This window comes from uncultured Roseovarius sp., assembly GCF_947259555.1.
In the GTDB taxonomy this organism is placed as follows: Bacteria; Pseudomonadota; Alphaproteobacteria; order Rhodobacterales; family Rhodobacteraceae; genus Roseovarius.
This window is the reverse complement of the sequence record NZ_CAMYMD010000098.1, coordinates 1-24,057: the sequence shown is the minus strand read 5'-3', so window position 1 is coordinate 24,057 and position 24,057 is coordinate 1. Positions and strand designations below refer to the sequence as shown.

Annotated in this window: 22 protein-coding genes and 2 pseudogenes; 14 read left to right on the top strand and 10 right to left on the bottom strand. The window is 60.1% G+C overall.

The genetic code is table 11. The features are described 5' to 3' along the window. The first annotated feature begins 36 nt into the window (after nt 1-36). From Q0X85_RS16020 to Q0X85_RS16010, 3 genes are read left to right on the top strand one after another with little or no spacing between them, the layout of a single operon-like run. Entirely contained in the window at nt 37-780 is a 744-nt protein-coding gene (locus Q0X85_RS16020; RefSeq protein ID WP_297773564.1) for an RNA methyltransferase, read from the top strand. Nucleotides 781-836: 56 nt separating this feature from the next. Next, nucleotides 837-1,976, top strand: coding sequence for a heme A synthase (ctaA, locus tag Q0X85_RS16015; RefSeq protein WP_297773562.1), 1,140 nt, complete (start codon nt 837-839; stop codon nt 1,974-1,976). A gap of 1 nt (nt 1,977) precedes the next feature. Further along, a complete protein-coding gene (locus Q0X85_RS16010) occupies nt 1,978-3,447 on the top strand; it encodes a carboxypeptidase M32 (protein WP_297773561.1) in 1,470 nt (489 codons plus the stop codon). On the opposite strand, the gene Q0X85_RS16005 is transcribed toward Q0X85_RS16010, so the two are convergent. The 3 genes from Q0X85_RS16005 to Q0X85_RS15995 all read right to left on the bottom strand — a co-directional run bounded on the left by Q0X85_RS16005 (nt 3,437) and on the right by Q0X85_RS15995 (nt 6,948). Continuing rightward, complete coding sequence (locus tag Q0X85_RS16005) at nt 3,437-5,317, bottom strand: nucleoside-diphosphate sugar epimerase/dehydratase (protein ID WP_297773560.1); 1,881 nt, start codon at nt 5,315-5,317, stop codon at nt 3,437-3,439. The genes Q0X85_RS16010 and Q0X85_RS16005 overlap by 11 nt on opposite strands. 168 nt (nt 5,318-5,485) lie before the next feature. Continuing rightward, nucleotides 5,486-6,109, bottom strand: a complete 624-nt coding sequence (locus Q0X85_RS16000) for a sugar transferase (RefSeq protein WP_297773559.1) — start codon at nt 6,107-6,109, stop codon at nt 5,486-5,488. Then, nucleotides 6,106-6,948 carry an SDR family oxidoreductase gene (locus Q0X85_RS15995; protein WP_297773558.1) on the bottom strand — a complete coding sequence of 281 codons (843 nt, stop codon included), beginning with the start codon at nt 6,946-6,948 and terminating at the stop codon, nt 6,106-6,108. The genes Q0X85_RS16000 and Q0X85_RS15995 overlap by 4 nt, the downstream gene beginning before the upstream one ends. Before the next feature lie 75 nt (nt 6,949-7,023). Here Q0X85_RS15995 and Q0X85_RS15990 point away from each other — a divergent pair, with 75 nt between their 5' ends. Next, nucleotides 7,024-8,169 (top strand): polysaccharide biosynthesis/export family protein, encoded by a 1,146-nt coding sequence (locus tag Q0X85_RS15990; RefSeq protein WP_366130205.1) that lies wholly within the window; start codon nt 7,024-7,026, stop codon nt 8,167-8,169. A gap of 102 nt (nt 8,170-8,271) precedes the next feature. Next, nucleotides 8,272-9,025, top strand: a pseudogene (locus tag Q0X85_RS15985) (IS5 family transposase). A 167-nt stretch (nt 9,026-9,192) separates the two neighbouring features. On the opposite strand, the gene Q0X85_RS15980 reads toward Q0X85_RS15985, so the two are convergent. Further along, nucleotides 9,193-9,921, bottom strand: coding sequence for an IclR family transcriptional regulator (locus tag Q0X85_RS15980; RefSeq protein ID WP_297773557.1), 729 nt, complete (start codon nt 9,919-9,921; stop codon nt 9,193-9,195). A gap of 95 nt (nt 9,922-10,016) precedes the next feature. Between Q0X85_RS15980 and Q0X85_RS15975 the strand changes: the two genes are divergently transcribed. From Q0X85_RS15975 to Q0X85_RS15955, 5 genes are all read left to right on the top strand, one after another. Then, nucleotides 10,017-11,366 (top strand): selenium-binding family protein, encoded by a 1,350-nt coding sequence (locus tag Q0X85_RS15975; RefSeq protein WP_297773556.1) that lies wholly within the window; start codon nt 10,017-10,019, stop codon nt 11,364-11,366. Further along, entirely contained in the window at nt 11,363-11,728 is a 366-nt protein-coding gene (locus Q0X85_RS15970; RefSeq protein ID WP_297773555.1) for a 2Fe-2S iron-sulfur cluster-binding protein, read from the top strand. The genes Q0X85_RS15975 and Q0X85_RS15970 overlap by 4 nt, the downstream gene beginning before the upstream one ends. 1 nt (nt 11,729) lies before the next feature. Then, nucleotides 11,730-12,179, top strand: coding sequence for a CoA-binding protein (locus Q0X85_RS15965; protein ID WP_297773554.1), 450 nt, complete (start codon nt 11,730-11,732; stop codon nt 12,177-12,179). Nucleotides 12,180-12,289: 110 nt separating this feature from the next. After that, the gene (locus Q0X85_RS15960) at nt 12,290-12,679 is read left to right on the top strand and encodes a rhodanese-like domain-containing protein (RefSeq protein ID WP_297773553.1); all 390 of its coding nucleotides are present in this window, start codon (nt 12,290-12,292) and stop codon (nt 12,677-12,679) included. Between the two features lie 22 nt (nt 12,680-12,701). Beyond that, complete coding sequence (locus Q0X85_RS15955) at nt 12,702-13,589, top strand: MBL fold metallo-hydrolase (RefSeq protein ID WP_297773552.1); 888 nt, start codon at nt 12,702-12,704, stop codon at nt 13,587-13,589. Between the two features lie 39 nt (nt 13,590-13,628). On the opposite strand, the gene Q0X85_RS15950 is transcribed toward Q0X85_RS15955, so the two are convergent. The 5 genes from Q0X85_RS15950 to Q0X85_RS15930 all read right to left on the bottom strand — a co-directional run bounded on the left by Q0X85_RS15950 (nt 13,629) and on the right by Q0X85_RS15930 (nt 19,627). Then, entirely contained in the window at nt 13,629-15,272 is a 1,644-nt protein-coding gene (locus tag Q0X85_RS15950) for an acyl-CoA synthetase (RefSeq protein ID WP_297773615.1), read from the bottom strand. A gap of 8 nt (nt 15,273-15,280) precedes the next feature. After that, complete coding sequence (locus Q0X85_RS15945; protein ID WP_297773551.1) at nt 15,281-16,093, bottom strand: enoyl-CoA hydratase; 813 nt, start codon at nt 16,091-16,093, stop codon at nt 15,281-15,283. Between the two features lie 153 nt (nt 16,094-16,246). Further along, nucleotides 16,247-17,389: a glycine cleavage T C-terminal barrel domain-containing protein gene (locus Q0X85_RS15940; protein WP_297773550.1), complete on the bottom strand. Its 1,143-nt coding sequence runs from the start codon at nt 17,387-17,389 to the stop codon at nt 16,247-16,249. 188 nt (nt 17,390-17,577) lie between these two features. Continuing rightward, on the bottom strand, nt 17,578-18,090 hold the full coding sequence (locus Q0X85_RS15935; RefSeq protein ID WP_297773548.1) for an Lrp/AsnC family transcriptional regulator: 513 nt from the start codon (nt 18,088-18,090) through the stop codon (nt 17,578-17,580). Nucleotides 18,091-18,361: 271 nt separating this feature from the next. Beyond that, nucleotides 18,362-19,627, bottom strand: coding sequence for an MFS transporter (locus Q0X85_RS15930; protein ID WP_297773547.1), 1,266 nt, complete (start codon nt 19,625-19,627; stop codon nt 18,362-18,364). Nucleotides 19,628-20,542: 915 nt separating this feature from the next. Between Q0X85_RS15930 and Q0X85_RS15925 the strand changes: the two genes are divergently transcribed. From Q0X85_RS15925 to Q0X85_RS15910, 4 genes and pseudogenes are all read left to right on the top strand, one after another. Continuing rightward, nucleotides 20,543-20,836: a transposase gene (locus Q0X85_RS15925; protein ID WP_297773546.1), complete on the top strand. Its 294-nt coding sequence runs from the start codon at nt 20,543-20,545 to the stop codon at nt 20,834-20,836. Between the two features lie 8 nt (nt 20,837-20,844). After that, the gene (locus tag Q0X85_RS15920; protein WP_297773545.1) at nt 20,845-21,138 is read left to right on the top strand and encodes an IS3 family transposase; all 294 of its coding nucleotides are present in this window, start codon (nt 20,845-20,847) and stop codon (nt 21,136-21,138) included. 187 nt (nt 21,139-21,325) lie between these two features. Continuing rightward, nucleotides 21,326-21,646 (top strand): annotated as a pseudogene (locus Q0X85_RS15915) (integrase core domain-containing protein); the annotation flags it as partial. A 370-nt stretch (nt 21,647-22,016) separates the two neighbouring features. Then, complete coding sequence (locus Q0X85_RS15910) at nt 22,017-23,495, top strand: DUF6880 family protein (RefSeq protein WP_297773544.1); 1,479 nt, start codon at nt 22,017-22,019, stop codon at nt 23,493-23,495. Between the two features lie 65 nt (nt 23,496-23,560). Here Q0X85_RS15910 and Q0X85_RS15905 read toward each other — a convergent pair whose 3' ends face one another. Further along, nucleotides 23,561-23,920, bottom strand: coding sequence for a hypothetical protein (locus Q0X85_RS15905; RefSeq protein ID WP_297773542.1), 360 nt, complete (start codon nt 23,918-23,920; stop codon nt 23,561-23,563). Between the last annotated feature and the right edge of the window lie 137 nt (nt 23,921-24,057).

The following is a 24,057-nucleotide window of genomic DNA, read 5'->3' as shown; positions in this document are numbered from 1 at the left end:
CTCTCCTCTTAACTGAATATCCAAACGAGAGACCCGATGCCCACTGATCGCCCGCAGCCTGTCTTTGTGCTCGTGCGCCCGCAGATGGGCGAGAATATCGGTGCCGCAGCGCGCGCGATGTGGAATTTTGGCCTCGACCGGATGCGTATTACTGCGCCCCGTGATGGCTGGCCCAATCCCAAGGCTGTCGCCATGGCGAGCGGTGCGGGCCGTCTTCTGGATGAGGCGCGGTTGGTCGATGATACCGCGAGTGCGGTTTCGGATTGTACATTTGTCCTTGCCACGACCGCGCGGGCACGCGGCCTGACAAAGCCGGTCTTCAGTCCCGAGCGCGCTATGGAGCTTGCTGCGGAAAAGATCGCGGCGGGCGAGAAGGTGGCTGTGCTTTTCGGGCCGGAGCGCGCGGGGCTCGAGAATGACGATATCGCCCGCGCCAATGCCATCATAAATGTACCGGTCAACCCCGAGTTCGCCAGTCTTAATCTCGCTCAATGTGTTCTATTGACCGCATATGAATGGCAACTGGCTGCGTCGGAAATCGCGCCCGAGCGTGTCGACATGGCCAAGGCCGACTGGGCCGAACAGATTGAAATCGAGAAGCTCGCGTCGCATTACGAGGCGCAGTTGGGCGAGGCCGGTTTTTTCTTTCCCGAGCACAAGGCCGAGACGATGAAGCTCAATCTTCGCAACATGTGGAGCCGTATGCCTCTCACGCGGGCAGACGTACAGATGTTGCACGGGGTGATGCGGCAGATGGTCCGCTGGAAAGCGCGCGGTTGAAGCGGTGCGGGCCGCGACCTAATCTTGGCGGGCGCAAGGGGACGAGAGGCTGAGGCATGAGTGGAAAACGCAGCATTTTCGAAGAGGTTGGGCAGGCGGAGAGCAAACAAAAGCCGCAGGGCGGTATGATTGACGCCGGCCGCCGGGGCGCGAGAGGCGCTATTCGGCTTTGGCTGATGGTGCTGTTCGGCCTCGTTGTCGTGATGATCGCCGTAGGTGGGCTGACCCGGTTGACGGATAGTGGTCTCAGCATCACTGAATGGCGTCCTGTCACGGGAGCGCTGCCTCCCATGTCCGAGGCACATTGGGCAGAAGAGTTCGACAAATACCGTGCGATTCCCCAATATGAGTTGCTCAACAAGGGAATGAGCCTTGATGATTTCAAGTTCATTTATTGGTGGGAATGGGGTCATCGGCAGCTTGGCCGGGTGATCGGACTGGTCTGGGCGCTTGGGTTTTTCGGATTTCTGCTGGCGCGCCAGGTGCCCAAGGGCTGGACTGGGCGCTTGCTGTTCTTGGGTGTTCTGGGCGGTACGCAGGGTGCGATTGGCTGGTGGATGGTGGCCTCCGGCCTGACGGGTGACATGGTGGCGGTCGCCTCCTACAGGCTCGCAACGCATCTCGGGCTTGCCTTCATCATTCTGGGTTTCATTGCATGGTTCGTGTTGCTGTTGGGGCGTGAAGAGCGGGCCCTGATGCAGGCGCGCCGTGCGCGCGAGGGCAAGCTCTTCAGCCTCTCCACAGGGCTGATGCATTTTGCATTTCTGCAAATCTTGCTTGGAGCGCTGGTTGCTGGGATTGATGCCGGGCGCAGCTATACGGACTGGCCCTTGATGGCTGGCGGCCTTTTGCCTCCGGATATGATGGATCTGGTGCCTTGGTGGCGGAATTTCTTTGAAAACCCCGGAACCGTGCAATTCATCCATCGAGTGAGCGGCTATCTTTTGCTGGCTTTCGCGATCGTGGTCTGGCTCAGGGGGCGGCGCAGTGCCCATGCCGTGACGCGAGGTGCATTCAATGCGGTCTTTGCGGTTTTGTCTTTGCAGATCCTTCTGGGGATCATGACCGTTCTTTACATTGCCCCTTGGCAACTCGCGATCGCGCATCAGGTCCTGGCGGTTGTTCTTTGGGTGCTCATCCTGCGGGCGCGTTTTCTTAGTCAGTATCCGCGGGCCACGTCCATCAGGGGGGCATGAAATGACGGCCTACGAAGATCTCATGGCTCTTGAGCGGACCAGTCAGGCGCTGGCGCAGGTCGCCGGGCGCCTTGGCTGGGATCAGGAAACGATGATGCCGCGTGGCGCAGTCGAGCAGCGGGCGGAGGAAGCCGGCTCGATGCAAGCGATATTGCATGCCCGACGCACCGAGGCGCGACGCGGCGAGCTTCTGGCCGCGGCAGACGCCGAGGCCACCGACGAGGTGGAGCGCGCGCAATTGCGCCATATGCGTCGCGATTATGAAAGAGCGACCTGCGTCCCGCAAGACCTTGCGATTGCGCTCGCGCGCCTCACAAGCAAGGCACAGGGGCAGTGGGCTGCGGCACGAGCGGATGACGATTTTGCAGCCTTCTCGCCAGTCTTGGCCGAGGTGGTCCGGTTGAAACGCGAGGAGGCATCGGCCTTGGCAGAAGGGGGAGATCTTTACGACGCTCTCCTGGAGGATTTTGAACCGGGCATGAAGGCCGACCGGTTGGATGCGATCTTTGCCGCAATGCGGCCTCGGCTGGTAGAATTACGCGGTCGAGCGCTGGATGCAGCCTGGCCGAACATCGCGGGTCACTTTGATCAGCAGGCTCAGCTGCAACTGTCACGCAAATTGGCAGAAACATTTGGGTATGACCTCAGCCGCGGGCGGCTCGACCTCGCTGTGCATCCGTTCAGTTCCGGCAGTGGTGATGATGTACGCATCACCACGCGGGTCAGCGAGGCGGATCCGTTCAATTGCCTTTATTCGACGATTCACGAGGTGGGGCATGCCTGTTATGAGCAGGGCATTGATGCGGGCTATCGCCTCACGCCACTGGGGCAGGGCGTCTCTATGGGCGTCCATGAAAGCCAGAGCCGGATTTATGAGAACCAGCTGGGTCGTAGCCGGGCGTTTTGCGGCTGGCTCTATGGCCGGATGCGCGATGCCTTTGGCGATCTGGGCGTTGGCGATGAAGACAGCTTTTACCGCGCTGTGAATCGCGTGCATCGCGGTCATATTCGTACTGAGGCCGATGAGATCCAGTACAACCTGCATATCATGCTCCGCTACGATCTGGAGCGCGCGCTGATTGCCGGAGACCTGATGGTGGCTGATCTTGAGGCCGCCTGGAATGACCGGTTTAACGCGGATTTTGGCTATGAGGTTGATCGCGCCTCGAATGGTGTCTTGCAGGACGTGCACTGGTCGGTGGGCCTGTTTGGATATTTCCCGACATATAGCCTGGGCAATGTCTATGCTGGATGTCTTCACGCGAAGATGCGAGCTGACATCCCCGGACTGGACAGTCAATTGGCGAAAGGTGACCTTGCTGCGGCAACAGCTTGGCTGCGGAGCGGTGTGCAGTGTCATGGTGGTCTCTACGAACCGAACGAGACCATAACCAGAGCTTGCGGTTTTGCCCCGGGACCGGAACCATTGCTGGACTATCTGGAAACCAAGTTCGGCGCGCTTACTCGTTAATGATCACGCCCGGAATGTGGTCGTTCATCTGTTCGATACATTGCACAAGAAGGCCACGCAAAAGAGCAACGTCACGAGTATGGATTGCTTCGTTAAGTGTTTTCAGGGCCTTGGCTAGTTCGATCTCTGACAAATGCCCCTCTTGGGCGCGCAGGATCTTGGGGTGTGGCGTGGTCAGCATGTCCGAGCCGATCAGCAACTCTTCATAGAGCTTTTCTCCGGGGCGCAGACCGGTGATCTTTATCTCGACATCGCCGAGCGGGTTATCCTCATCGCGAACGGTCAGATCCGAGCCCTCGATCATCTTGCGCGCGACATCGCGCACGGCGACAGGCTTGCCCATATCCAGCACGAACACATCACCGCCCCGCGCGAACGATCCGGCAACCAGAACCAACCGTGCGGCTTCAGGTATGGTCATGAAATAGCGTGTGACATCATTATGGGTAAGAGTGACTGGACCACCAGCAGCGATTTGTTCGGCAAACAGGGGTATGACAGAGCCCGACGAGCCGATGACATTTCCAAAGCGGACCATCGAGAACCGAGTGGTTGTGCTGCGCGTCGCGAGGTCTTGCACGATCATTTCAGCCAGCCGCTTTGATGCCCCCATGACACTTGTGGGTCTCACGGCCTTGTCCGTGGATACGAGAATGAAACGCTCGACCCCGGCGTCGCGCGCGGCATTTGCCACGATGCGCGTGCCAAGGACGTTGTTGCGCATCCCCTCGATCGCGTTTTCCTCTACCAGCGGCACATGCTTGTAGGCTGCGGCATGCAGGACGATTTCGACACTTCGAGCGCGCATCAGAACATCGACGACGGATTTCTCGCAGACTGACCCAAGGATCGAGGTGATTTGCAAATCAGGTGCGAGACTGCGTAATTCTCTGTCGATCTCGAAAAGCGCGTGTTCGCTGTGATCGAACAGGATGAGCTGTCCAGGCTCGTATGAGATCAGCTGGCGGCACAGTTCGGAGCCGATAGAGCCGCCTGCGCCGGTGACCAATACGCAACGCCCCTTGTAGGTGGTCTTCACGCCGGGCAATTCGTCTTGCAGACCATCACGGCCCAACAGCGCATTGAGGTTCACGGGACGACTCTTGTAGATCCTGCTTTCGTTGTTGGTGATGATCTCGGAAAAAGACGGCAGCGCATGGACTTCGCAGCCTTGCTGCGCGATCTGGCGTGACAGAATAGTCCGCTTGGCCGGGGCCGCGCTCGGCATGGCGAGGATCACCCGCTGGATATTGTAGCGGTCTATGAGGTCAGGCAACTCAGCGGGTCTGTGGACCTTGAGGCCGGCGATCGTCAGAGATTGCAGGCGAGGCTCGTCATCCACAAAAGCCATCGGCAGCACTTCGTCATCTGTTGCCAGCGCGGTAGCGAGTTGCTGGCCGGTTTGACCCGCACCGTAGATCAACACCCGCAGGCGACGGTTCCCGCTGCGGTAGACCCGCAGCAACAGCAATCGAAGCATCAGCCGGGACGTCACCGACATGATGATGAACGTCATGCCGGTAATTGCATAGATCAGCGCCGGAGTCGTGCCATCCGACAGGAACACAGACCCCAAGAGCCCGGACCCGACGATCGACAACGCCACCCAGCCTGAGTTGAGCATTCCGTTCATTTCGTAGGACTTGAGTTTGACCTTGTGGAGTCCGAAGAACGTTGCCACCCCGGCCGCCACGCACATCATCAAGATCAGTTCGTTGAACAATACGCTGCTGTCTTGTTGAAACGCATCTGCTCCGAAAACAAGCAACAGCGACAAGCTGTGCGAGAAAACAAGGATCACCATGTCCAGCGACAGGAAGAACGCCTGCTTTTGACCTTGGGTCAATGCGGTGACGATGCGGTATAGCAATGCCCTGACCTCTAACAATGAATTTTCATAACGCTACAGATTTGCCTTACAGGCAACCACGAGGGTTCCGCTTCGAAATATGGCCGCTTGCGAAAAATGCGCGGATTTCAGCCGACGTGCACATGAATTGATCATATGCGATGGCTCAGAATATGCACGCCATCGTCCTCAGGGGCGGGCACTGCGGGTTGAAAATACACGAATCACGGTTAGCCATATCAGGCGGATATCGTAGCACAAGCTCTGGTGTCGCGCCCAAATCAAATCCAGTCGCGCTTTTCTTGGAATACAACGATTGAAATATGTGTTTTCCGTGCTTTCCGCAGTATTGCATGCGCTGAGCAACTGCTCCTCGGTGCGATGATAGACCAGTGTGGCGAGGCCCGTTATTCCGGGGCGCTTGCTCAGAACTTCGCCGTAGATATCGGGGCAGGCGTCAACATAGCAGCGCAGCGGAGGTCGCGGGCCGACAAAGCTCATGTCGCCTCGTAAAACATTGAGAAGTTGAGGTAATTCATCCAACCGAGAAGCGCGCAAACGCTTGCCGAGTTTCGTGACGCGGTGTTTTTTATACCCCGATGAAACGCCGGTGTCATTCGCAACCACGCGCATTGTGCGGAACTTCCAAAGGCAGAACGGTGTCTCGGGCGTCTTCATACGTTCGGAGAGATAAAAAATCGGACGTCCGTCAATCAATGCGATGAGCAGAGCAATGCCAAGGATGAATGGCCAGAGTACAAGGAGCAGAACGAGGGCAAGCCCGATGTCGAAGGCCCTCTTGGCTGGGGTCATTGTCTGGTCTCCAGGCTGTGCCAATCGTGGATCATCTGATCTGCCGTCGTGCTCAGATACAGAAATGGAAGCAAACGGGCAAGTCGCGAGCCATCCAGCGTAACCGACTGCACGGCGTGATCCGGGGCTGTCTGCCAGTGTATCGGCCGTTCAGCCGCGCGCATGATGCTCTCCATGCTCAATGGCTGCGGTGCAGTGACGTTCAGGCACTCGGGCAGGTCGCCGGGCGGCAAGTCACACAGCGCGCGCAGGATGTCGGCAAGGTCCTTTGGCGATATGTAGCTGCGCACGGGCCCCTCACCATTCGCAAAACGGTGGAGATGGACCGGGCCGGCCGATTTCACCAGTTTCGGACCCTGATTTTCGGCCCCGATCACGTTGGCCACCCGTAAGCAGCAGTGTCGTCGGGGGCTTGCGGAAAGCGCTTGCACAGCCTGCTCCATCGCCAGCTTGGCGGCGCCATAGGTATTCACCGGCCGGGCGTGATCGCTCTCACTCAATCTCGTTCCGGGGCCATAGACTGCGGAAGAGGAAAAATGCAGCACGCGCCGCGCGCCACAGACCTCGGCCAGTGCCTCGGTATGCGCCACCAGCCTTGCATTGGTCGCGAGGTTCTCTTCGGAGCCAGTAACTTGCCCCCAGAGCGCGATAACCGTGTCGCAGGGCGGGATGGCTGGCATCGGTGTGCCTGGTGTCCAGGTTACATCGGCCGGGCCGGTGCGTGCGAGCCAGACAACCTCTTCTGGCGGACGGTCGTGCCATGCTTGTCGTAGCAGGGCGGCAATGCGGCCCGAGGCTCCGGTGACAAGTATACGCTCAAAAAGATGTGTTTGGGTCACGTCGCAACGCTACCTGTTGTTCGATTTCAGATTCCGATTGTCTAGCACGTGGTGCACGGGGTAGGAACCAGAGCAATGCAGGACGAACGGGGGAATCGCAACGTGATGCGGGGAAGCAAGGGTATCCTTGGGCTGGCGATGTTTATGAGTCTGACTGCTTGCAGTTTGCCCAGAGGTGCGGCCCTGCAAAGTGAAGTCATCGCCGAACGCGACGCAGAAAATCCGACCTTTCAGGTTGTCGAGGTGACGCGCCGCACGACACCAGCGCTTGCGTTATGGCCAGCGACGGGCTGGAAAGGCTTTTATCACTGGCCCAGTGCAGGCCGGGGCCCCGATTCAACGCTTATCCAGACAGGCGATACGCTGGAAGTGGTGATATGGGATAGCCAGGAGAACTCTTTGCTGGCCGATGAAGCTTCAAAATCGACCGTGGTTCCACCTGTCACGGTGTCGCCGTCGGGCGAGATATTCATGCCCTATCTGGGTGACATCCAAGTGCGCGGCATGACCGCCTTTTCAGCGCGCGAGAAGCTTCAGACCCGAATGCTTGACATTGCGCCGTCTGCCCAGGTGCAATTGAATGTCGCGCCGGGACGGAACAACGCGGTGGACGTGGTCGGCGGTGTTGGTGCCCCGGGCAGCTTCCCGATGGAATCTCGCAATACGCGTGTTCTGAGCGTGCTGGCGCAGGCGGGGGGGATTACTCCCAACATGGTGCATCCGCTCATCGTCTTGCAGCGTGGATCACAGGTCTATGAGACCCGTGCCGAAGATCTGTATGAAGAACCTGCGCGCAACATACTGGTGCGGGGCGGTGATCAGATCGTGGTGACAGAGGATGACCGCACCTTCAATGTGCTCGGTGCCGCAGGTAAACAAAGCGTGATTTCCTTTGAAAAGGAAAGCATGAGTGCGATGGAGGCTGTCTCGGCAATGGGGGGGCTAAGCGCGTCCCGCGCCGACCCCAAGGGCCTTCTGGTTCTGCGCGAATATGACGGGCGGGCCATCACGCCCGACAAACCCGGACCGGATATGCGGCAGGTCATCTTCTCTTTGGATTTTACGGATGCGGACGGTCTCTTTGCGGCGCGGCAGTTTGATATAAACCCGGGTGATACGTTGCTCGCGACTGAATCGCCTGTCACACGGGTGCAGACCATCCTCGGTCTCTTTGGTACCGTCGTAGGCTTTGGCTCTACAGCCGCCAACCTATCGAATTGATAAGGCGGCGGGCGCATCACTAGGCAGCACACCCATAAATTCCTGTTCAATCGCATATGTTTTTGATTCAATTGTCGCGAAATCTGGGGCGGGCGAAGGCAAATGGCGCGCTCAGATATGAGCGATCTGGAATGGGACTTCATCAAAGCGGTCTTGCCCAACAAGACGCGGGGCAAGACGCGCGTTGACGACCGGCGTGTGATCAACGGGATTTTCTATGTTCTGCGCACAGGCATCCCCTGGGCTGATCTGCCCGGCGAGTACGGCCCGCCAACGACGGTCACAATCGCTTCAATCGCTGGAGCTATGCAGGCCAGTGGGACCGGATCATGGACGCCCACAACGTGGACATGGTCATGGTGGACGGCACGAGCATCCGGGCGCGCCATGCCGCGACGACGCTCAAAAAAGACCCGCGCCGCTGTTCAGGTCGCTCTCGGGGCGGATTTGGGACGAAAATTCATGCGCTTTTAAATCAGGACGGTTTGCCGTTCCGGTATGAATTGACACCCGGACAAGTCCACGACGCGCCGCCCTGCAAGCAACTCCTGGACAAGCTACAACCCGGCCAGCATGTGCTGGCGGACAAGGCATATGACGCCGACTGAATCAGAGCCATGATCTGGGAGCAGGTGCAATCGACGTGATCCGCCCAAAGCCGAACCGAAAACTGCCCGCCGAGTTCGACGCTGGCCTTTACAAGGAACGCAACAAGATCGAGCGCTTCTTTGGCAGGCTCAAAGCCTCCTTCCGACGCATCGCAACCCGATACGAGAAAACGTCACGCAACTTCTTGTCGATGATCAAATTGGCGTCGGTCAGGCTGTGGATCGAGTTTTATGAGTCCGTTGCCTAATCTCGAATCGCTTTAAAACGCTTTCTCTGGACGCGGTTACGGCATGCATGACAGGCCCCTGAGGGCGTCGGAGGCAATCAAGTTTCCAACTGGTGTCAGAGGTTCGTATCCGTTGGGTCCGTGTCCAGGCACCTCAATCGTCTATGGTGCCGGTGCTGGTCCGGGATTTAGCCATGCATTTGCAAGGCAAGTGAAACCTTGTCGGCGAACTGGCGAAGATCCCTGCCAATCTCCGCGCGCCGTTTGGTGGTAAACCTGCGGATAGGTCCCGTTGCGCCGATGCTGAATGTGGCACCGATATTGCCGATGCGGATCGGTGCGGCAACCGAGGATACCCCGACCTCGATCTCTTCGACGCATTCCGCGTAGCCGGACAGGCGGATCTGGGCGAACTCCTTGCGCAGGGCCTCGGGGTCGCGCTTGGTCTGAGGCGTGTAGCTGCGCATCGGGCCGTTAAGGATTTCCTCGCGAAACCCGTCCTCGGCAAAGGCCGCGATGACCTTCGAGCAAGAACAGGCATGCATCGGGCGGAACCCGAGGCCCGGATGAATGAATGAGCGTGCGAGGTCATGCGGTGTTTCCACGTGAATGATCTCGACGCCCCTGTTGCGAAAACGCGAAAGGAACACCGCCTCGCCGAACGCGTCCGCCGCCTCGCGCAGCGTCGGTGCGGCGGCCTGACTGGCGTCGACGTCAGTCTGTCCCAGGAGCGCAAGGCGCACCAGCCGTTCGCCGATCAGGAAGCGCCCGGGCTCCGGCTCGTCAAGCAGGCGATGCTCCGCCAGCGATTGCAGCAGGCGGTAGCAGGTCGGGCGCGGCAGGCCCGTCGCTTGCTGGATTTCGGGTGTCGTGACAGCGCGTCCGGCGATGGCGACAGTTTCCAGAAGGCTGGTCAATCTTTCGAGATGCACGGCGGTCTCATAAAATGAACGTTTGTCTCATCATTTGAAATTTGCTACGAGAAGTCAAGGTGGAGAGGGAGGAGATTCTCATGGAGTGTTGCGGACCGGGCTATGCCAGCCCCGCCGAGGCCATCAAGGCCTCGCGCGAAAAATTGCTGTATACGATCGCGATCTACACGGGCACCGGCATTCAAAAGCCGGATTACCTTGCTACCGTGGATGTCGATCCCGAGAGCCCGACCTATTCCGAGGTGATTCACCGGCTGGAGATGCCCGGCATCGGCGACGAGCTGCACCATATGGGCTGGAACGCCTGCTCAAGCTGCCATGACGATGCCGGTATGTCGCGCAAATACCTGTTGCTGCCCGGTGTGCGCTCCAACAATATCCATGTCGTCGACACCGCCACCGACCCGCGCGCACCGCGTCTGCACAAGGTGATCGACGGCGCCGAGATCAAGGCCAAGGCCGATCTGTCGGGGCCGCATACGGTGCATTGCCTCGGCTCTGAAATTATCATCTCGTTCCTGGGCGATGCCAAGGGCGAGGCGCCGGGCGGCTACCTGCATCTCAACAAGGAGTTCGAGATCGTGGGCCGTTGGGAAAACTCGATGGGCGATATCAAGTTCGGCTATGATTTCTGGTACCAGCCGCGTCACAACATCATGGTGTCCTCGGAATGGGCCGCGCCCAACACCTTCATGCCGGGCTTTGACCTCGAAGAGGTGGGGCACCTGAAATACGGGCGCGAGCTGCATTTCTGGGATTTTGAAAAGCGCGAGCCGATTCAGTCCATGTATCTGGGCGAGGATGGGCTCATCCCGCTGGAGGTCAAGTTTCACCACGACCCCGACAGCACGCATGGGTTTTGCTGCGCCGCGCTCTCGACGAACGTCATCCATTGGTGGCGCGACGACGCGGGCGAGTGGCAGTGGGAAAAGATCATCGACGTGGCCAACGAGCCGCATCCCGAATGGCCGATCCCGGTGCCGGGGGTGATGTCGGCGCTCCTGGTGTCGATGGACGACAAGTATATCTACATCAACAACTGGCTGCATGGCGACATGCGCCAATATGACATTTCCGACCCGCACAATCCCAAGCTGACCGGGCAGGTCTGGATGGGGGGCCTTCTGGGCCGTGCACCTGTCGTGAACGGCGTCGAGATGGCGGGCGGGCCGCAAATGTTCCAGCTTTCTCTGGACGGGCGGCGGCTCTACGTCACCACCTCGCTCTTCTCGACATGGGACAACCAGTTCTACCCGGCGATCCGCGAGAAGGGCGGGGTGATGGTGATGATCGACTGCGATCCCGAAAACGGCGGCATGACCCTCAACCCCGATTTCATCGTCGATTTCGGGCAAGAGCCCAACGGGCCCTCGCGCTGCCACGAGGCGCGCTATCCCGGCGGCGACTGCACCAGCGATATCTGGCTATGACCACGCGGACCGTCACCATCGCCAATCGCGGCAATGCCACCTACGAGGTCGAGGCGCGCCGCCCGCTGCTCGATGCCTTGCGCGAGCAGGGGGTCGATCTGCCCTATGGCTGTAAATATGGCGGCTGCATCACCTGCGCGGCCAAGCTGACGGCGGGTGAAGTCGATCAGCGGCGTCAGGTCGCGCTCAACAACCGTCAGATCGCCAATGGCTATGTCATCCTCTGCGTTGCACGCCCCCTCACCGACATCACGCTGGAAATCGGCGTCGAGAGCCACGACCGGCTCTACCGCAACCCGTTTCTCGACCCGCTTCAATCGCATGAATTGAAGGCCGGCATCGCCACCCCCAAGGAGCCCTGAGATGGACCACACCCAACCCTATTCCGAAGCGTATCTGCAAGGCATCCTCAAGTCGGTCAAGACCATCGCGATGGTGGGCGCGAGCCCGGACAAGACCAAATTCAGCTATGGTGTTTTGCGCGTGCTCGATGAGACAGGGTACGACATGATCCCGGTCAACCCGCGCCCGGGGCTGGAAGAGATCCGAGGGATCAAGGTTTATCCTTCGCTGGCCAGCATAGATCGCCCGGTCGATATGGTCGAAGTGTTCCGTCGGCCGGAGGATCTTATGGGTATCACCGAAGAGGCCATCGAAATCGGGGCCAAGGTTCTTTGGGGTCAAATCGGCGTGGTCGATCACGAGGCGGCCCGCCGCGCCGAGGCGGCGGGGATGCAAGTAGTGATGGATCGCTGCCCCAAGATCGAGCTGTTTCGCCCCTTCTGGAAGCCGAAACTGCACCTTGGGATATGACCGAACGGCAGATGCACGCCTGTTGCTGTCCGGGTGCCATGGCGCTCGACTGGCCGTTTGGCGCGCTGATGCGCAGATTCGGGTGGACCGACACGGAAAAGGAGCCAGACATGGGCCAGACAATCACGAAAAGCGCCAAGGACATCGTCAGGGCGGCACGCGAGGCGGTGCCCGAGATGAGCGTCGAGGAGGCACTGCCGCTGGCGGACAGCGACAGCCATGTCTTCGTCGATCTGCGCGACGGCACTGAGCAGGCGAAGACCGGGATCATCCCCGGTGCCGTCGCCTCGTCGCGGGGGATGATGGAGTTTCACATCGACCCCGAGAGCCCGGCGCACAAGCCTGCATTCAACCAGGACAAAACCTATGTCTTCTATTGCGCCAGCGGCGGGCGCTCTGCGTTGGCCGCGCAGGCGGCGATGGATATGGGGCTCAGGCCGGTGGTCAACCTGCGCGGTGGCGTCGGCGCGTGGACAAAGGCGGGCGGTGCGCTCGAATGAAATGACCCGAAGGGAGGCGATCATGACGGATTATCCGGTGAACATGGAGATGAAACCGCAGGTCGAGGGCTTCTTTGACGAGGCCAGCAACACCGTCTCCTATCTGGTGACTGACCCCGAAAGCCGCGCCTGCGCGATCATCGACAGTGTGCTCGATCTCGATTACGCGGCAGGGCGCATCGCCACCGACAGCGCCGACCGCCTGATCGCGGCGGTCGAGGGCAGGGGGCTCACCCTCGAATGGATCATCGAGACGCATGTCCACGCCGACCACCTGAGCGCGGCCCCCTATATTCAGGAGAAACTCGGCGGCAAGGTTGGCGTCGGCGCGGGCATCATCGCGGTGCAGGACACGTTCGGCAAGATCTTCAACGAGGGCACCGAGTTTCAGCGCGACGGCAGCCAGTTCGACGCGCTCTTTGAGGATGGCGATACCTACATGATCGGCACCATGCAGGGCTTTGCCATCGCCACGCCCGGCCATACGCCCGCCTGCATGGTCCATGTCATCGGCAACGCGGCCTTTGCCGGCGACACGCTTTTCATGCCCGATGGCGGCTCGGCGCGCGCCGATTTTCCCGGTGGCGACGCGGGCGCGCTCTATGACAGCATCCAGAAGGTACTGAGCCTGCCCGCCGACATGCGGCTCTTCATCTGCCACGATTACGGACCCGGCGGGCGCGAGATCGCGTGGGAGACGACGGTGGGCGAGGAGCGTGAGACCAACATCCACGTGGGCGGCGGCAAGACCAAGGAAGAATTCGTCCGCTTCCGCACCGAGCGCGACGCGCAACTGGCGATGCCCAAGCTGATCATCCCGTCGATTCAGGTCAACATGCGCGCGGGCGAGATGCCGAGCGACGGGCAGGGCAACATGACCCTCAAGGTGCCGATCAACGCCTTCAAGTGAGGTGCGGCGGAGGTCCGGGTGGACGCTCCGCCGATCTGATCACGCGACGGGCAGGGCGGCCAGATCCCGTGCCTGCTCGCGCAGCACGAATTTCTGGATCTTGCCGGTCGAGGTGCGCGGGATATCCGTGAACACCACCTTTCCCGGCACCTTGTAGGGGGCTAGGTGATCGCGGCACCAGGCGCGCAGCGCCTCGGCCTCCACAGCCTGCCCCTCGGCCAGTTCGACAAAGGCACAAGGCGTCTCGCCCCATTTCTCGTGCGGCATGGCAACCACGGCAACCACCGCCACGGCGGGATGCCGGTAAAGCGCCTCCTCCACCTCGATCGACGAGATATTCTCGCCGCCCGAGATGATCACGTCCTTGGACCGGTCCTTGAGCTGGATATAGCCATCCGCATGCACCACCCCCAGATCGCCGGAGTGGAACCAGCCCCCGGCAAAGGCGTCCCGCGTGGCCTGCGGATTGCGGAAATAGCCCTTCATCACGACGTTGCCGCGAAACATCACCTCGCCCATGGTCTCGCCATCGCGCGGCACCGGGGCCATGGTCTCGGGGTCCATCACCTGCAACCCTTCCAGCGGCAGGTAACGCACCCCCTGCCGGGATTTCAGCCGCGCCTGCTCAGGCGCGGGCAGATCGGACCACGCGCCGTGCCATTCATTGACCACCGCCGGGCCATAGGTCTCGGTCAGCCCGTAGAGATGCGTCACGCCAAAGCCCGCCGCCTGCATGTCCGCCAGCAGCTTTTCGGGCGGCGGTGCTGCGGCGGTAAAGAACTGCACCTCTCGCGAAAACGCCCGCTTTTCGGCCTCGGGGGCCGAAATCAGCAGCGACATCACGATGGGCGCGCCGCACAGATGCGTGACGCCTTCCTCGGCCAGCGCCGCCCAGATCGGCTCGGCGCGTACCTGCCGCAGGCAGACATGCGTGCCGATGATCGCCGACAGCGTCCACGGGAAACACCAGCCGTTGCAGTGAAACATCGGCAGGGTCCACAGATAGACGCTGTGCTTCGCCATCGAGGTGGTCAGCGCATTGCCCTGCGCCAAGAGATAGGCGCCGCGATGATGCGACACCACGCCCTTGGGATCGCCGGTCGTGCCCGAGGTGTAGTTGATCGAAATCGCGTCCCACTCGTCCTCCGGCATGAGCCAAGCAAAATCGGGATCGCCTTCCGAGACGAACCACTCGTAATCCAGAACATCGTCACAGCCACCCACCCCGGTGAACTCCGCATCGTCATACTGAATGACCAGCGGGTCGACCTGCGCCAGCGCCAGTGCTTCCTGCATCAGCCCCATGAGCTCGCGGTCCACGATCACCACCCGGGCCATCGCGTGATCGAGCTGAAAGGCGATGATGGCGGCATCGAGCCGGGTGTTGATCGAATGCAGCACCGCGCCACACATCGGCACGCCGTAATGGCATTCCAGCATCGCGGGCGTATTGGCCAGCAGCGCCGAGACGGTATCACCCCGCCCGATCCCCGTCCGCGACAGGGCCGAGGCCAGCTGCCGCGAGCGCGCGTAAAACTCCGCATAGCTGCGCCGCAGGCCCCCGTGCACAATCGCCGTGTGCTCCGGATAGACGCTCGCCGCCCGCTCCAGAAAGCTCAGCGGGGTGAGCGGCTGATAATTTGCCGGGTTGCGATCAAGGCCAGTGTTATAGGGGTTCTCCATCCTGTCGATCACTTGTCCTGCCACGCGGGCGCGCGTTTCTCGATAAAGGCGCCGATGCCCTCTTCGGCATCATGCGCCAGCATGTTGTCGACCATCACGGTCGAGGCATAATCATAGGCCGCCGCCAGCGGCATCTCGCGCTGCGCGTAATAGGCGCGCTTGCCGGTGGCCAGCGTCATGCTCGATTTCGAGGCGACCTTGCGCGCCATTTCCATCACAGTCGCTGTCAGCGCCTCGTCGGCCACCGCCCGGTTGACCAGCCCGATCTCGGCGGCGCGCGCGGCTGGGGTCATGTCGCCGGTCAGCAGCATCTCCATGGCGTGCTTGTCCGCCACGTTGCGCGACAGCGCCACCATCGGGGTCGAGCAGAAAAGCCCGATATGCACCCCCGGCGTGCTGAAGCGCGCGCTCTCGGCCGCCACTGCCAGATCGCAGCTTGCCACCAGCTGACAGCCCGCCGCCGTGGCCACGCCCGTCACCTCGGCGATGACCGGCTTGGGGCAGTTCACCACGGCCTGCATCACGGCAGAGCATTGCGCCATGACCTGCGTAAAATAGGTGCGGCCCCGGTCCGGGGCGTCGCGCCCGGCGGTCATTTCCTTGAGATCGTGGCCCGCGCAGAAGGCCGGGCCGTTGGCGGCGAGTACGATCACCCGCACCTCTGGATCATTACCCGCATTGGTCAAGGCGCGACCCAGTTCGGCCAGCATCGCCTCGGACAGTGCATTGCGCCGTGCTACGTCATTCAGCGTTAGGCGCAGGATGCCATCTTCGTCGAGGTCACGTTCAAGTATCGCATTGATCGGTTGAGTGTCGTTCATGCATCGTTTCCTGATAAATGGGGTGGTCTTGGCCATCGACCAGCCGCAGGGTCGTGGGCCATGCTCAATTCAGTGGCTCATCGCGGCAAACCCGAAGGGCACCGCGCAGTGTTTGCCGCGCGATGCGATGATCGGATAAATGGTCCGTCGGGCTCAGGCGACGGCCAGTTTCTTTCTAGGGTCGAAGAATGGCCGCTCAACGATAGTGGCATGGGCAGGCCCGGATTTGGTGTAGACCTCCAGCTCGGTCCCGAGATCGGCATATTCGACCGAAACCATGGCCAGTGCGATATTCTGTCCAAGCCGTGGCGAGTAGACCGCCGATGTGACCTTGCCGACGGCCTCGCCTTGATGGTTGACCTGCCAGAACCGGGTGTTTGGCCCCGAGAGCGGCGCACCGTCAAGTCTCAGCCCCACCTGCTTGCGCGAAACGCCGTTGTCGCGGATGCGGCGCAGGGCGAACTTGCCGATGAAATCGGCCTCCATGTCCACATTCACCAGCCGATCAAGGCCAAGCTCGTAGGGGTTTGTATAGATGTCGGCATCGGCGTGGTAGCTGAGCATGCCCGCCTCGATCCGGCGGATGGTTGAGGTGTGGCCGGGCTTGAGGCCGAAGGGCAGGCCGGCGGTCATGATCCGCTCCCACAGCGCATCGCCCCAATTGCCGTCGCGCAGGTAGATCTCGTAGCCCAGCTCGCTCGACCAGCCGGTGCGCGACACGATCAGCGGAATGCCGTCAAGCTCGACCTCGCGCAGCCAGTAATACCGCAGATCCATGATCTCGTCGCCAAAGAGCGCGCGCATGATCTCGCCCGACTGGGGCCCCTGCAATTGCAGGGGCGAGACGTCCGGCTCGGTGATCGTCACGTCGAGGCCGGAATGCACCGCCACGCCTTGTGCCCAGAGCAGGATGTCACTGTCGGCGAGCGACAGCCAGAAATGGTTTTCGCCCAGCCGCAGGCAGATCGGATCGTTGAGTATGCCGCCCTCGGCATTGGTGATCAGAACGTATTTGCACTGCCCCATCGCCATGTTCGACAGGTCGCGCGGCGTCAGCATCTGGGTGAATTTCGCGGCATCCGGTCCGGTGATCTCGACCTGCCGCTCGACGCCCACGTCGCACAGGATCGCATCGTTCACGAGGTTCCAGAAATTCTGCTCCGGATCGCCAAAGTCGCGCGGTATGTACATGTGGTTGTAGACTGAAAAGCCTTGTGCCCCCCAACGTACGGTCGCGTCGAAATATGGTGATTTGCGTATTTGTGTGCCGAACCCGAAATCAGTTGATTGAGCCATGTCATCGCCTCCCTTGTCGATAAGCGGCCATCGGGCCGCACTAGGTGTCATCACGGAGACGTTTTAACTTTACATACCGGTTCGGTGTGGTCTGAAAAATCTCCGGGCAGAGATATTGCAGACTGTTTTTTGACCGCAATAAGCCCATACGGTCGCGCGCGCTGAATATACGTTCGGCGCACAGTGAATCATGATTCTTCGATAGAGGGTTTTGTTGGCGGCGCGGCGTGCAGTTTCGCCAAATCCGGGTAGCCAGCCTTGACCGTGCGGATGGTGAAATACGTCACGTACCTGTCGATCCCCAGCTCGGCATCCAGCATACCGGCCATCAGCGTTTCGAACGCGGCCACGTTGCGCACAAAGACAGTCATGATGTAGTCCATGCCCCCGCCTGTGGCGACACAATGTGTGATCTCGTCGACTTTGGCGATATGTGCCTCGAAACGTTCGAAGTCGGCCTTGCGGTGGTGGGTCAAAGACACGGTCACGATAACCCGTGTGAAATCGACGATGCGATCCAGAGCGATCTCGGCGTGATACCCACGAATGAACCCTGCTGCCTTCAACCGGTCGAGACGTGCCCAGCAGGGGGTGGGCGAAAGGCTCACGATTTCCGCGAGCCGCGTCTTGCTCAATTGGCCATGCGTCTGGAGCGCGCTGAGAATACGAACGTCAATTGCGTCGAGGCCAGATTTCTTCATTCATGCACCTGCTCTGCGTAATCCTAAGTCCCTAACCGACCTTGTTCGCGACGTGTCACGGATAAACATAACGTAGCATTTAGAATGTGAGTGATTTTCTACGACCGCTTTTTGTCTGATCGCGGCGATGCGGCCTCTTTTGGGTCCGACTTTGAGCGGAGTTCGCTACGTGTGATGCACGGATCGGTCCGGTCGCGGGTTCTGCTCTGGAACGGACAGGCAAACCGCCATTGCAGATTATTTGCCTGTCCTTCGGGTCGCCGCGCGTGGCTCAGTCGGTGCCGTCGGCGCCGCGCTCGGCCTCAGCTTGTTCCGCAGCCCATGCGCCGGCAGCCTCTACCGCCAAAGGAGAGGCCGTGGGAAGCACGCCCAGATAGCTCTCGGTTTCCTCGACAGGGACCGTTGAGCGCTGCGTCATTCGATAGAGCGCATAGAGTGCGATGATCGAGAAGGTCGCACCAAGTACCAGCCAGAACGCGAATGGTCCAAGCCATTGCATCGCCCAACCGGTCACGAGCGGACCAGCGATCGCTCCCAACCCAAAGGTGAACACCAGCCCCCCTGATGCCGCCGGCATATCCTCGGCCGAAAGTGCATCGTTGGTGTAGGCCAGAAAGAGCGCATAAAGCGGCGTGGTCACGCCTCCCGCGAAAAAGGCAGAGGCCATCAGAGGCCAGAGGCCACCGCCGGAGGCCCACCCGATCGAGCAAGAGGCCGCACCGAGCGCCGCCGCGCCAAAAATCAGCTTGCGCCGATCCATCCGGTCCGACAGCCAGCCGATCGGGTATTGCATCACCAGCGCACCGGCAAAGAGCATCGCAACGAACAAGGCGACTTGCGCCGCCGTCAGCCCGATCTGCGTGCCAAAAACGGCCCCCATGCCGGATTGCGTTGCATAGACATTGCCCAACAGAAAAATCCCCACGGTGCCGAGCGGCGAGCCGGTGAACAGGTGGCGCAACGGCATCGGACGCGCGACTTCGGCCGCGGGAACGGGGGTGATGGAGAGCAGGATGGGCGTAAGAGAGATCGAGACAAGCATCGAGGCACCGATGAACAGGATGGCCGTGCCCGCATCCCCCAGCGTCAGCAGCCCTTGTGCGCCGATAATGCCCAGGGTCTGTGCGATCATATAGGCGGAAAGTACCTTGCCTCGGGTCTCGTTGTTGGCGGCATCGTTGAGCCAGCTTTCGGCAGTGACGTAGATGCCTGACATGCAGAACCCCACCAGAATCCGCAGCACTGTCCAGGCCCAGGGCTCGGCGAGGAGCGGAAAGGCGATCAGACCCGCCGACATCAAGCTGCCAAGAGCCGCGAAGACCCGGACATGACCCACGCGGCGGATCAGGACAGGCGTGAGGCGGGCGCCAGACAGAAACCCCACGAAATAGCCCGAGGTCACGATGGCCAGCTCGGCTGCGGAAAATCCCTCGATTCCGCCTCGCAGGCCGATCAGGGTAAAATGCATGCCGTTGCCCAGCATGATGAAAACGATACCGAGAAGAAGGGCCCAAACCCCGGATAATACCTGAACCATGAAGCGTCCTTTCGATCCGGCGGTTCGTCCTCCCGTGTCCTGCATTGCATAGTCAGGCAAGCGCTGTCCTCGCCGCACCGCCGCATGCGCAGCCATTTACGACACAGCGCGTATTCTGCTGTGGGTGCGCCGCGGTTAGCCGGAGGCATCAACGTTTGAAGACAGTGAGGAAAAGCGGCGTGTTCTAAATGGCCGACGTCTCTCAAATTCCCTCACCGGCTGCTTGCTCAAAAGGGCAGGGCAGTCAGGCGCCGAGCCGACTCTTTCTCATTGGTTCTGACCGGTGTCTGCGATGTCTTTGGGGGTGGCAGCGCGGTCATAGTATGCTGCGCCACGGTGGTACAAATGGGTGTGTCCGGGCATGTTTTCGAGACGCCTCACTGTAACACCTCAGCGTAACAGTTCCAGAAAATTGCCACGAAAAAACACCAACTTACTGACCTCAAAGGGTTTTGGTGGTGAAAACGGCCACATAGATCTTCCATTTTGGCCGGAAAACCCAACAAAATCAGTGCCGGTTGTTCCCGTTGGAGCGTTTACCTTTCCATTTTGGACACATAGTTTTTCCATCTAAGGCCAAAGAAAGACCGGCCAAACGGCCGGTGCAGTTTATTTGGATGTGAAGGACGTCTTCCCGTCGGTTGATTGGCTCCGTCTCCGCGCTGACGTCCAACTGGTAGGCTTCGAGTTCTAGCCCACGCACGTGACGCCCTGCTGGTGAGAGGCGTTTGTCTTTGCTGTGGTTCCATAGGGAAATGTACAATTCGGCGAACAGCTCGACCGATACTGGGCATGCGTAATCGAAGTCTTTTCCGATTATTGAATCCCGAACGTCTGAGCTCCCCCCGAAATTCGGACACTGACATAAGCTACGATTTGCAGATCTGCTGATCTTCGACGAGAAGGAGATCAGAGATGTCGAAACGCAAGCAGCACGCGCCCGAGTTCAAGGCGAAGGTCGCGCTGGAGGCCCTGAAGGGCGAGGAGACCGCCGCCGAGTTGGCGAGCCGGTTCGGGGTTCATCCGACGATGATCCACCAATGGAAACGTGCCCTGCTCGAGGGCGCATCCGGCGTGTTCGAGCGCGGCGGTCGAAAGAAGCCCGAGATTGACGAGGAGCAGGTGAAGGAACTGCACGCCAAGATCGGGGAGCTGGCGGTGGCCAACTCTTTTTGGAGCGAAAGCTCAAACCCTGGGGGCGGGAAGTGAGGCGCGGCATGATTGAGCCCGATCATCCCCAGCTGTCGATCGCGCGATCGTCCTTTTACTATACGCCGAAGGGCGAAATCGAGCAGAACCTCGGCCTGATGCGGCGGATCGACGAACAGGTCCTGGAAACGCCGTTCTTCGATGTCCGACAGATGACCTGGCACCTGCGCAACAACGGCCATCTGGTGAACGAGAAGCGCATCCGCCGGTTGATGCGCCTGATGGGGCTTATGCCGATCTACCAGAAGCCCAACACCAGCAGGCCAGCGAAAGGACACAAGACCTATCCCTACCGGCTGTGATACTCCAACCTCGACCGCCGCGCCCTCGCTCGAGCGTCCTGCCGCAATCAATTCCCAAAACTGCCGCCGTTTTTCCCGACGCGCAACGCCAGGACGCCCGGGTGAGTGCAGCGCCGCTCTCGTGCAGCGCTCGGATCTTCGCTTGCCTCTTGCCATCGCAACCTCCTTCAAAAGGGTGTTGCGACGAACGGTTGAGACCGCCCAGTTCACCTCCTTTGCCTGGACGGACCGGTTACGCCGGTCCGGCGTGCGTATCTCCATGGATGGGAAAGGCCGGTTTCTCGACAACATCTTCATAGAGCGGCTGTGGCGGAGCCTGAAATACGAGTGCGTCTACCTGCATGCTTGGGAAACCGGCTCGGAGGCAAAGGCAGGCATCCGAAAATGGATGACCTTCTACAATCATCAACGCCCACACTCAGCCCTTGGCGGCAGGCCTCCCGCCGTGGTCTATAGGCTGAGAAAAGACGAAACCCAACCCGATCAGCAGATGCAAAGAGTAGCTTGATTTACGCCAGATCCTGTCCAAGGATCGGGGAGTAGCTCAAAATTATCTGCGCGGCACGGGCCCAAATCAAAGACGCTTTCAGGGTGGCTGCAGCGGTATGGCATTCAAATTCGTGCCGAAAACGAGAAACCTGGGATTGACAATGAAGAACTCAACAGCACGCTGCGTGAAACGTGTTCGATCAGCAAAGTGGCGCAGAAGGTAGGAATACACTGGAATACACTGGAATACAGCTGCTCGGCGTTTAGGGAATAATATCCCCAAGGGAAACTCAGGGGGGTAACCAATCTTGAAATGCACCCCCAATACTTGCCACCCGGACCTGGCCGAGGCACTCATTGGGGCAACTGTTTCCAACTGAGACCTGCCCATGGCCCGCAAACCTGCCCTCTCCACTGACAAGTTGAAAGATCTCGGCACCGACAAGCTCGCGCAGCTGGTGCTGGACGAGGCCGAGCGCAACGCGGGGTTCCGGCGGCAGGTCAAGGCGGCGCTGGCCGGGAAATCCGGCCCCGAAGCCATTGCCAAGCTGATCGACCGGCGGCTGTCCGGGCTGGCGCGGGCAAAGAGCTTCATCGAATGGGACAAGGTCCGCGCCTTTGCCGACGATCTGCGCAGCCTGACTGATACGATCACCTCCGAGCTTGGCCCCGCCGCCCCGGCGCTGGCCATAGACCGGTTGCTGCGCCTCATCGCCACCCATGAACAGGTATTCGAACGTGTCGACGATTCTTCCGGCCGCGTTCAGGACGTCTATTATCAGGCGATCCATGCGATTGGCGATATCGCCCCCAGCCTGCCCGTGCCTGAGGCCGACGCGCTCCCCGATAAGATCATGACCGCCCTTGGCGAAAGCACGCATGGTTATCTTGCTGACGTGACCGAGGCTGTGGCACCGCATCTGCCGCAAGACACTCTGGCGCGTTGGGACGGCGATCTGAAAGACGCCATCGCCGAGCGGCAGACCGAAGAAGCGGCGCGCAAATCGGATGGCTGGTTTTACTCCATGACCTCACAATGGGCCGGGATGCGCCAAATCCTCGCCTCGGCGCGGGGGGATCTCGATCTGCTCATCGCGCTGGAGCTCCAGAAAAAGCCGCATATGCAGGATACACTGGTGATCGCGGCGCAGCTTCTGGAGGTCGGTCGCACCGCCGAGGCGATGGAGTGGGTGCGCAAGCCCGGGCGGCGCACTTTTGGCGAAGCCGATGATGGCCTGGCACCAGAACGGGTCAGCCTGGAGGCGCGCATCCTGGACGCCACGGACGACAGGTCGGCGGCCCAGGCCCTGCGTTGGCGCTGTTTCGAGGCGCGCCTGTCCGCCGACATCCTGCGGGAGTACCTCAAACAGCTGCCGGATTTTGAGGATATCGAGGCCGAAGACCGCGCCCATGCCTTTGCGCTGGAAAAGTCAGACCCTGATGTGGCACTGCAATTCTTCCTTGATTGGCCACGACTTGATTTGGCAGCAAAACTGATTGCCACGCACCCGCACCGCTGGGACGGGGGTGATTGGCACATCTTGCCAAAAATCGCGGGCCTACTGGAACACGATCATCCGCTGGCGGCTACGATCCTTTACCGTTCCCTTCTGGACAGCATTCTCGACCGTGCACGCTCCAAGGCCTATGGGCACGGCGCGAAATATCTTGGGAAATTGGCGGTGCTGGCCCGAGAGACGGACGCCATGCGCCCCGGCACAATGACCGACCACGCAACCTATCTTGCCAAGCTTAAGAAAACCCACCCCCGCAAATCAGGTTTCTGGGCGCACGTCGGTGACGGTGAGCCGAAGACGCCACAAGCAAGTGCAGCCCGTCGCCCCGAGTGGGTCAAGGATGATGAGTGAGACGGCCCTCTACGGTCATCCATGGCCGCCGCCGGTTCCGCATTGCAGCTTCACCGAAGCGGCCATTAGTTGGGATGGCCGAAGAGTGGTGTCACCTTTTCAAGGCGATATCTCTTCCTGAATTCGTAAAGTACCATTTCGAGCGTCGCCTCAAAAGTGTCCTGGTCAAACATCATCGACTTCTTTGCTTTGTGAAGATACCGCCAGTCGATAAATGCATCCCTGTGCTGTGTGAGAATGTCACGAATACCGTAGCCGACGAAAACGAAGCTGGGGTGATGTGGGATCACTGACTGCTTGAACTCCTCATCAAGCCTCTGCTGGCTTTCGGGGAACAAGGCATCAAACAGCTTTGTTAGGTCATGCGACTTGAGTACATTTGGATCGTCATGATCGAAAACAAACCATGCCTTGAGCGTAAGCATCCGGCGTAGATCACAGCGAGGTCAACGCGCGTGCTCACGGTCCATTTCGATGATCTCTTGCAGGTTTTCAATCCCGAACGGAGTGAAGTCGATGACGCTGTCGTCGCCAGGGCCGTAGACCCAGATCACGCCAACTT